Below are 8,854 nucleotides of genomic sequence, written 5' to 3'. Positions count from 1 at the left end.
ATCTGTTGGGAAACCTTCGCAGGTTCGAATCCTGCTCTCCCCACAAAAAAGGCAACTGTTTAGGTTGCCTTTTTTTTAAGGCTGATATGAAATTCCTCAAAAAAAATATCCATTACTGTAGAAATCGATTTTTAAAATACAATAATTACCCAATTTAATCTTATAGATAATCATTTACCGATACTAATAAACTGGGCAACATGACAATGCTTTAAGTAACCCTAATTTAAATTCCTGAATGATGAAGGTGTTATACCTGTTTTAGTTTTAAAAAAGCGGTTAAAGTATTGTGGATATTCAAATCCTAAAGAATAAGCTATTTCATTCACAGTTTCATTACTGTTTAAAAGCCTGTATTTAGCCTGTTCAAGTATTTCTGATTGTATATAGGCTTTTGTAGGTTTGCCAGTTTCTTTTTTAAGCAAATCAGATAAATAATTAGGAGAAAGATTAAGTTTAGCAGCAAAATATTCAACTGAAGGCATACCTGCAGATAGTAATGCTGCCGAATTGAAATACTCACTGAGCAGTTGCTCAAAACGGGTAATTAAATCTGAATTTTCTTTACGCCGGGTTATAAACTGCCTGCTGTAATAGCGCTGCGAATAATTTAGTAGCTGTTCAATAGCTGTTATTATTACACTGTTACTAAAATCGTCAATATTAAGTTTATACTCTTTTTCGATATTTTGTAAAATTGAATTTAAAATTTCTTTTTCATCTTCCGACACATGAAGCGCTTCATTTACTGCATATGAAAAAAATGTAAATGATTTAATTCTTTTTGCAAGTGCAGTACCTATTATTAAATCCGGATGAAAAAAAAGAGCCCAGCCTTTATATTGGGTAGCAGAAGGTTTTCCAACAGAAAAAACCTGCCCGGGAGACATGAAAAACAAGGTGCCTTCTTCAAAATCATAGTACTGCCTCCCGTACATTATAGCATCCGCAGCAGGCTCTTTCATACTAATGATATAGAAGTCAGTAACAAATTTTACATTGTAATGATCAGGCGCATTTGAAATTTTTGAATAATCAATAACTGTCAGTAGCGGATGCTTAGGATTTTCAGCGCCAATTAATTTATGCAGCTTACTAATAGATTTGATATGTATAAAACCGTCCATAGCTATAAATAACCCTACAGTAAAGATATTAATTAGTTTTAATAACATTATTGAGTCCCAATTGCTTTATAATCATGGCATCAAAAGTATTATCACTTATTAACCTTTTTACAAAAGGGATAAATTTTGCAGAAGCGCCTATTCTTACACGGGTTACCGGTTTTTTTGATATAGCTGTTTTATAAATTTTTAAAGCCACATCTTCAGGCTTTAAAATACCAAAAGAGCTTTTTGAAGGATCCAGTACAGTTAACAGCATTTTTTGGTAATTCTCACGCATTAACCCGTAAGGATTACCTTTTACTGGTAGTGGAAAAGCTGCATTATTTATAAAATTTGTTGCTACCCCGCCCGGCTTTATAAGTGATACCTTTATTCCAAATCCCTTAAGCTCCTGACGGAGGCCATCAGTAAAACTTTCGAGCGCATATTTTGAGGCGTGGTATGCGCTCGCACCCGGAGTTGTAAAATCTCCACCCATTGAGCCAACATTAATTATTAAGCCGTAGCCCGAGCTTCGCATTTGTGGCAAAACCTGTTGTGTTACCCTTATTAATCCAAATACGTTAACCTCAAATTGATGAAGAAGCTGGTCTCTTGACAGTTCTTCAAGAAAACCATTTTGCGAAAATCCGGCATTATTTATCAAAATGTCTACTACACTTGTACTCTCATAAATCTGCTTAAAAGCCTTTTGGATACTTTCATCATCAGTAACATCAAGTTTTATTAGTATACAACCTAACTCCTTCAAATCAGCCATTGCTTGCACATTTCGTGCAGTTGCAAAAACCTTAAAACCTTTTAAAGCAAATAGTTTTGCTGTTTCTTTTCCAATCCCGGATGAAGCTCCTGTAATAATAATTGATTTCATATTAATTTCTTTGTTATATTATAATAGACTTTTACATAGCAAAACTCTTTATTTATAACAAGATCTTTTTAAAGAAATACAGGAATATTGTATACATTTTACAGATTAGTATAAAATAAAAAACCCTGCACAAAATGCAGGGTTTTATTATAATCTCAAATTATTTTACTCAAGAGCAAAACTTACATTTACGTTAGCTGTTATCTCAATTTCGCCAATAGCCAGTGTTTCGGTTTGCATATCGGCAGCTTTAGCTTCCATCATCATGTTATTGTTCCGGGCCATCATGGGGTAATACGTTTGTGAGTTATCAGTCACCACAATAGCTTTCCCTGCTTTCTGGCCTAAAGCTGCTGCGTAATCATTAGCCTTAAGGCGGGCCTGCTGTACAGCCTTGGTGCGTGCTTCACTCTCATACTGCGCCAGTTTTGAAGTGCGGAATTCAACCCCTGTTATGGTATTGGCACCCGCATCAACCATACCCATCATCAGCGTATCATATTTTGAAAGGTCTTTAAGCGTAATGACAATAGTTTGCGATGCCACAAAATTATATTTCTTTTTATTGTAGTCATAGTTCCTGTTCAGGTACACACGCTGCGTCTGGTAATCCTGGGCAGCAATGTTGTTGGCCTTAAGGTATTTTATAATGGCATCAACAGCGGTATCATTCTTTTTTTTCACTTCAGCAGCATCATTACCTGTGTTTTCAACCCCTATTGTAATAACAGCGCGGTCAGGTGTTACTTTTACTTTTCCCTCGCCCGAAACATTGATCTGAGGAATGGTTTTTTCGTTGGCAACCTGTGCGCCGGCAATGCCTGCCGAAAGCATAAAAAATACTAAAGCAATTTTTTTCATAGTTATTTGCATTAATTTTTTGTAAGAAATTTCAAAATGCGTGCCAGTTTTTTTGTGGCTACAATTTCCCTGACTTTTGCAAAACAAACAAAATAATGATAGGTATGAGCAAAAGTATCACCATCAGCGTGTTATCATATAACATTGCCGGCATACGCGATAATGTAATTATATATCCGCCAATGGCACCGCCAAAGTGTGCCGTGTGCCCTATATTGTCATTTTTGGCTTTCATGCCATAAATTGAGTAAAGAAGGTAGCCAATACCAAAAATATAAGCCGGTACGGGAATAATAAAATACAGCCCTAATGTCATATCAGGAACCAGCAGTATAGCAGAATATAACACTCCCGTAACCGCGCCCGAAGCACCTATAGCCCTGTAAGAATAATCATTTTTATGAAAATAAAGGGTAAGGAGGCTGCCGCATATAAGGCTGGCAAAGTACACCAGCAGGAATGGCGCCGTACCCATATAATGTACTACCACAGGTGCAAAGAAATAAAGCGTAAGCATATTGAACACAAGATGCACAAGGTCGGCGTGCAGGAATGCCGAAGTAAACATCCTGTACTGCTCCCCTGCCCTTATGCTGCCAATGTGGAATTCATACTTGCGGAAGAACATTGTGTCGTTAAAGCCCTTGTAGCTAACAATGGCATTAACAGCGATGATAATATATACAACCAGGCTCGTATCCATAATGTAAATTAAGTGCCGTAAAAATAGCTAAAACCACGCCAGCTTGTAAGACGTTTGCTTACAAAAACGCTAATGTGTAAATAAAAAGTATCTTTGCAAAAAAATCTACGCATGAAGTTCCTGGCTTTTGCCATAGCCTATCCAATACTGCTGTTCCTTTCGGTACTGCCTTTCAGGCTGCTGTATATTTTTTCTGACATGGCCTATGTGCTTGTGTACTACGTTATTGGCTACCGGAAAAGCACAGTAAGGCTAAATCTGAAGTTAACTTTGCCAAACCTGACAGAAGGTGAACGCAAAAAAATTGAAAAAAAGTTCTACAGGCATTTCTGCGACACTTTTGCCGAAATGGTAAAACTGATAAGCATATCTGACCGGGAAATTAAAAAGCGTTTTGTTTTTGAAAACATAGAGCTACTGCACGAATATGAACGCAAGGGCAAAAGCATAGCCGTAATGATAGCCCACTATGGCAGCTATGAATGGCTTTTGGTAATGAACCGGTATTTTGTAAACCATAAAGGGTATGGTATTTATAAAAAAATAAACAACCGCTACTTTGATGATCTTGTAAGGAAGATACGGGGAAAATTTGACGCTACGCTTATTGACACTAAGGAAAGTGTAGGTGTAATGAAAGAGAACAAAAAAAAGGGCATACTGGGCTGCTATGGCTTTATCAGCGACCAGTCGCCTAAAATACACAGAGTACCTTATTGGGGGAAATTTTTCGGGATGGAAGTACCCGTACACGGCGGCGCAGAGCTTCTTGCCAAAAAGCTTGATATGAACGTTTTATATGTAAAAGGAGGAAAAATAAAACGTGGCCACTACAAAGCGACGTTCATAGGTTTTGAAGGCAACCCGCAGGAAGTGCCTAATTTTGAAATAACAGACCGTTTCTTAAGGATTCTTGAAGATACTATACGCGAAGCGCCGGAATACTATTTATGGACACACAAACGCTTTAAACACCGCCGTAATGACCCGCCTGCTATAACCGGAACCAGTCTTTAACCATACCGGCTTCAACAGGCTGTGCATTTACATGCCTGAACTCGTTTGAAGAAGCAACATAGCTATAATCCTTCGCCCATTCCTTGTGATTTTCTGCCAGTAATTTTATGCTTTCGCATACATATTGTATTTCCGCATTAGTTGTTGTAGGATGTATAGACATGCGAATCCATCCGGGCTTTTGTTGAAGGTTGCCACAGGAAATCATATCAGTAAGGTAGTGCGACTGTTCCTCGTCCACATGCAAAAGGTAATGCCCATAGGTACCGGCACAGCTGCACCCGCCGCGGGTTTGTATCCCGAAACGGTCATTTAGCAGTTTCACGCCAAGATTATAGTGGAGGTTATCAATATAAAATGATATCACGCCCAGCCTGTTTTGGTGTTGTGGGGCCAGTATATTTATATTGGCTATATCTTTAAGCTCTGAAAAAACATAAGATACTATCTCTTTTTCGCGCTGCAGGATGTTGTCAACCCCCATCTGCTCCTTTAACTTTATAGCCAGGGCCGTTTTTATTACCTGCAGGAAGCCGGGTGTACCGCCGTCCTCACGTTCTTCAATATTATCAAGGTATTTATGCTCGCCCCAAGGATTTGTCCAGCTAACTGTACCTCCTCCGGGATGGTCAGGTACCATATTTTTGTATAACTTTTTATTAAATACCAGCACGCCTGATGTACCAGGGCCTCCAAGGAATTTATGCGGTGAAAAAAATACGGCATCAAGCCACGCATCGGCATCTTCAGGATGCATATCAATGTCTACATAAGGTGCCGAGCAGGCAAAATCTACAAAACAAACACCACTATAGCCATGCATTATTTTAGCAATTTCATAATAGGGTGTCTTAATGCCTGTAACATTAGAGCATGCCGTTACCGAAGCTATTTTTAATGTGTGGTGCTTATGTTCTTCCACAAGCTGCCTGAAACTATCCAGGCACACAAGCCCCTGCGGGCATGCAGGTATCACCACTACTTTGGCTATTGTTTCCAGCCAGGAGGTCTGGTTGCTGTGGTGCTCCATGTGTGTTACAAACACAACCGGCCTTTTTTCATCGGGTATACTGGTAAACTCTTTTAGGTTTTCGGGTACTTTAAGGCCAAGTATGCGCTGAAATTTATTAATAACCCCCGTCATACCCGTACCGTCTGTAATCAGTATGTCTTCATGGCCGGCATTTACATGTTTTTTTATGATATTCCTGGCTTCATGGTAAGCTGTTGTCATGGCCGTGCCTGAAACAGTAGTTTCGGTATGCGTGTTGGCAACAAAGGGGCCAAAATCGTTCAAAATCTTTTCCTCAATAGGGCGATACAGCCTTCCGCTGGCAGTCCAGTCGGTATAAACAATTTTTTTCCTGCCGAAAGGTGAGTCAAACTCCTGCCCTATTCCTATAATATTATTGCGGAAAGGAAGAAAATAATTTTCAAGGGCAGTATCCGGAAGTTTTGTTTTAGTTGCTGTAAGCATAATACAGTTTTATAGCAAATTTAAACAATATATTAATCTAAATACCTATTTCAACCTGAAAACGCACATACCAGTCGTACATTGACCTGCCGCCATAATAATCAAAATCATCGAGGGTAAATTCAAGCTGTGCTTTGAAAGCGTGTTCCCATATATATTTAGTGAGCCCAAGGCTATATTGCTGCTGGTCAGGCGCCAGCGCCTGTATATCTTTATGCACCTTCTGGGTCGAGAACCTTCCTATAATTTCATAATCAGACGGCAGCAGGTAACTGAGCTGGTAATCAAAACCGCTCCCGGTGTAAACATATTGTATATCGGTAGCATCCTCAGGGTTTATTGTTACCGGATTGTTGGCTATACGCTGCATATAGGCCCACATAGCTGACCATCCTTTGTATTTAAACATGCCATCGAGCAATATAGCATGCATGTCCCGTTTTCCAAAAAGGTCGTTACCCAGCTGGCCCTGTGTCCGCCGTGCCTTATCGTTAAACTGGTAAGCGCCTGACAATAAGAGTTTAGGCGTCTTTTCGCGCACCAGGTCTCCCTCAAAATTGGTACCGTCCTTAACAAAAGCGCCAAAAGGGAACAACTCCACTTTACCGGTATAAGCCAGGCCGTTATCCGGTTCATCGGTAGAGTTGCGGCCCTCGCCTATGCTTATTGCCCCTTTTAAGTTATACGAAAAACGGTCAAGGTATTCATTCAGGTTGTGCACCTGCAGGCCGAAATCCCTGTCGATGGTAAAGCGGGCGTTATTAATGGTCCTGTCAGTAAGCTGTAATGCCCCTGAAGAGTTTATTCGCTGCCTGTTGCCCGGCAGCTTGGTCTGGCCAAAACCAATGCTCCAGTTGCTGCTTGGCCTGTAGAACAGCACAGCATCACGAATAATATTAATGTTTTCTCCTTCCTTTACTTCACCTACATCACCCGGTGCAAATGATAGTTGTATTACATACAGGAACCTCGGGTCGCCAACATAACCGTCAAACCTCAGCCTTAGCCGGCGTACCTGCCCGTCAATAGTGGCATCCTGGTCTTCTTCCTGCATGTAAGTTACACGATTTTGCATCCTGAAACGGATATTGAACTGAAAAATGCTGTCAGGCGAAGTAAGCCCGAGGCCTTTTCCGTAGTTGTAGTAAGGCAGTGCCGAAAGCTTCAGGTCATTATCTTTTGTTGTGCGCCTCACGTCTATCTGGGCCATAAGCCCCACAGTTACAAGGCACAAAACAAAAGTTAACAATTTCTTCATGTTGTGTTGTTTTTGCGCAAACTTAATATTATTTTTTTGCAATGTATACAGTACCTTTGCGAAAATTTATGTACTTATGTCCAATACCTACATAGGCTGCCATTTCAGGGTTGAACCTAAAGAACCGGGCGCCGAAATACTTATGGCCGAACTGGGCGAAACCGATTTTGAAAGCTTCGTGGAAACAGAGGAAGGAATTTCGGCCTATATACAAAAGCAATACTGGGACGAGGCCCTGCTTAGCGATATACAGGTACTGCAATCAGAAGAATTTAAGATCAGTTATACAGTTGAGGAGATAGAACAGGTGAACTGGAATGAGGAATGGGAAAAGAATTTTGAGGCTATAGCGGTGGATAATACGTGCTATGTAAGGGCACCCTTCCATGAAAAGAAACAGGTGCAGTATGATATTATTATTGAACCAAAAATGAGCTTTGGCACGGGGCACCATGAAACTACTTTCATGATGATACAGCACCTGCTTGACATGGACCTGCAAAATAAAAAAACCCTCGATATGGGTTGCGGCACAGCCATACTTGCCATACTTGCCGAAATGAAAGGCGCAAGGCCTGTTGATGCCATTGATATTGACAACTGGTGCTACCTCAACTCCATTGAAAATGCTGAACGTAATAACTGCAGCCATATAACCGTTTATGAAGGCGATGCCTCATTACTTGAAGGTAAACAGTATGATGTAATTATTGCAAATATTAACCGTAATATACTTCTTAATGATATGGAGCAATATGCCGCGTGCCTGAACAAGGACGGTGTGCTTTTGCTAAGCGGTTTTTATGAAGACGATATCCCGGCCATTGATGCTTCCTGCCGTACCCTTGGGCTTAAGCTTGAAAAAAAATTACAGCGAAATAACTGGGTTTCATTAAAATATATAAATTAGTAGTAACTAAATTAGCAGTAACAAAGAATTAATGATTATGAGTACAAAAGAAAAAGTATTAGAAGAAGTGCTGCTTGAAGAAGCTGCTTCTTTTAACAACGAGATTGTGCTGTACAATGATGATGTAAACACCTTTGATCATGTTATTGACACCCTTATAAGGGTATGCCGCCACACCCCTGAGCAGGCTGAACAATGCTCTCTTATTGTGCATTACAATGGTAAATGCACGGTAAAAACAGGCGAGTACAGCGAACTTAAACCGCAATGCACACAACTGCTTGAGGCAGGCCTGAGCGCCGAAATAGTGTAATTCAAGATGGATAAGCGACTTTAGGCACCGCTTCCATTAAAGCAATAAATAAACATTTATTGTCAATAATTTATTTTCCCGTATATCAAGACTTGCTTTTACTCTTTTTTGATATAATCCAGCAGCAGATTACTTTTCTGAATGAAATTTATCTGCTTGCTGTTTTCTTGTGCCAAATTTCTCCTTAAAATTCTACCCGCATTCATTATTGCTTGTGCTTTGCTTCATGGTATACACAACCATAACTTTTAACAGTATTTATATATGGAAGTGGTTTAAACTTTTATTTTATTAAATTTCTTTAGTGCGATGAT

9 protein-coding genes are annotated in these 8,854 nt (G+C 39.8%); 3 read left to right on the top strand and 6 right to left on the bottom strand.

What is annotated here, in order from left to right:
* Positions 1-221: 221 nt before the first annotated feature.
* From CHU92_RS03980 to CHU92_RS03965, 4 genes are all read right to left on the bottom strand, one after another.
* Positions 222-1,127 carry a helix-turn-helix domain-containing protein gene (locus CHU92_RS03980; RefSeq protein WP_094412837.1) on the bottom strand — a complete coding sequence of 302 codons (906 nt, stop codon included), beginning with the start codon at positions 1,125-1,127 and terminating at the stop codon, positions 222-224.
* Positions 1,128-1,155: 28 nt separating this feature from the next.
* Positions 1,156-2,001 carry an SDR family NAD(P)-dependent oxidoreductase gene (locus CHU92_RS03975; protein WP_094412831.1) on the bottom strand — a complete coding sequence of 282 codons (846 nt, stop codon included), beginning with the start codon at positions 1,999-2,001 and terminating at the stop codon, positions 1,156-1,158.
* Between the two features lie 165 nt (positions 2,002-2,166).
* Entirely contained in the window at positions 2,167-2,862 is a 696-nt protein-coding gene (locus CHU92_RS03970; protein WP_094412835.1) for an SIMPL domain-containing protein, read from the bottom strand.
* Positions 2,863-2,920: 58 nt separating this feature from the next.
* The gene (locus CHU92_RS03965; protein ID WP_094412829.1) at positions 2,921-3,565 is read right to left on the bottom strand and encodes a rhomboid family intramembrane serine protease; all 645 of its coding nucleotides are present in this window, start codon (positions 3,563-3,565) and stop codon (positions 2,921-2,923) included.
* 93 nt (positions 3,566-3,658) lie between these two features.
* Between CHU92_RS03965 and CHU92_RS03960 the strand changes: the two genes are divergently transcribed.
* Positions 3,659-4,582, top strand: coding sequence for a lysophospholipid acyltransferase family protein (locus CHU92_RS03960; protein WP_317044672.1), 924 nt, complete (start codon positions 3,659-3,661; stop codon positions 4,580-4,582).
* On the opposite strand, the gene CHU92_RS03955 is transcribed toward CHU92_RS03960, so the two are convergent.
* Positions 4,560-6,059: an aminotransferase class V-fold PLP-dependent enzyme gene (locus CHU92_RS03955; protein ID WP_094412825.1), complete on the bottom strand. Its 1,500-nt coding sequence runs from the start codon at positions 6,057-6,059 to the stop codon at positions 4,560-4,562. The genes CHU92_RS03960 and CHU92_RS03955 overlap by 23 nt on opposite strands.
* A 37-nt stretch (positions 6,060-6,096) precedes the next feature.
* The gene (locus CHU92_RS03950; protein ID WP_094412823.1) at positions 6,097-7,317 is read right to left on the bottom strand and encodes a porin; all 1,221 of its coding nucleotides are present in this window, start codon (positions 7,315-7,317) and stop codon (positions 6,097-6,099) included.
* Positions 7,318-7,393: 76 nt separating this feature from the next.
* On the opposite strand from CHU92_RS03950, the gene prmA reads away from it, so the two are divergent.
* Positions 7,394-8,227: a 50S ribosomal protein L11 methyltransferase gene (prmA, locus tag CHU92_RS03945; protein ID WP_094412821.1), complete on the top strand. Its 834-nt coding sequence runs from the start codon at positions 7,394-7,396 to the stop codon at positions 8,225-8,227.
* Between the two features lie 37 nt (positions 8,228-8,264).
* A complete protein-coding gene (locus tag CHU92_RS03940) occupies positions 8,265-8,540 on the top strand; it encodes an ATP-dependent Clp protease adaptor ClpS (RefSeq protein ID WP_094412833.1) in 276 nt (91 codons plus the stop codon).
* Positions 8,541-8,854: the final 314 nt, after the last annotated feature.

The sequence above is a fragment of the Flavobacterium cyanobacteriorum genome (assembly GCF_002251835.1).
Classification (GTDB): domain Bacteria; phylum Bacteroidota; class Bacteroidia; order Flavobacteriales; family Flavobacteriaceae; genus Flavobacterium; species Flavobacterium cyanobacteriorum.
Note: the sequence above shows the minus strand (reverse complement) of the source record. Positions and strands in the feature narration are given on the sequence as shown.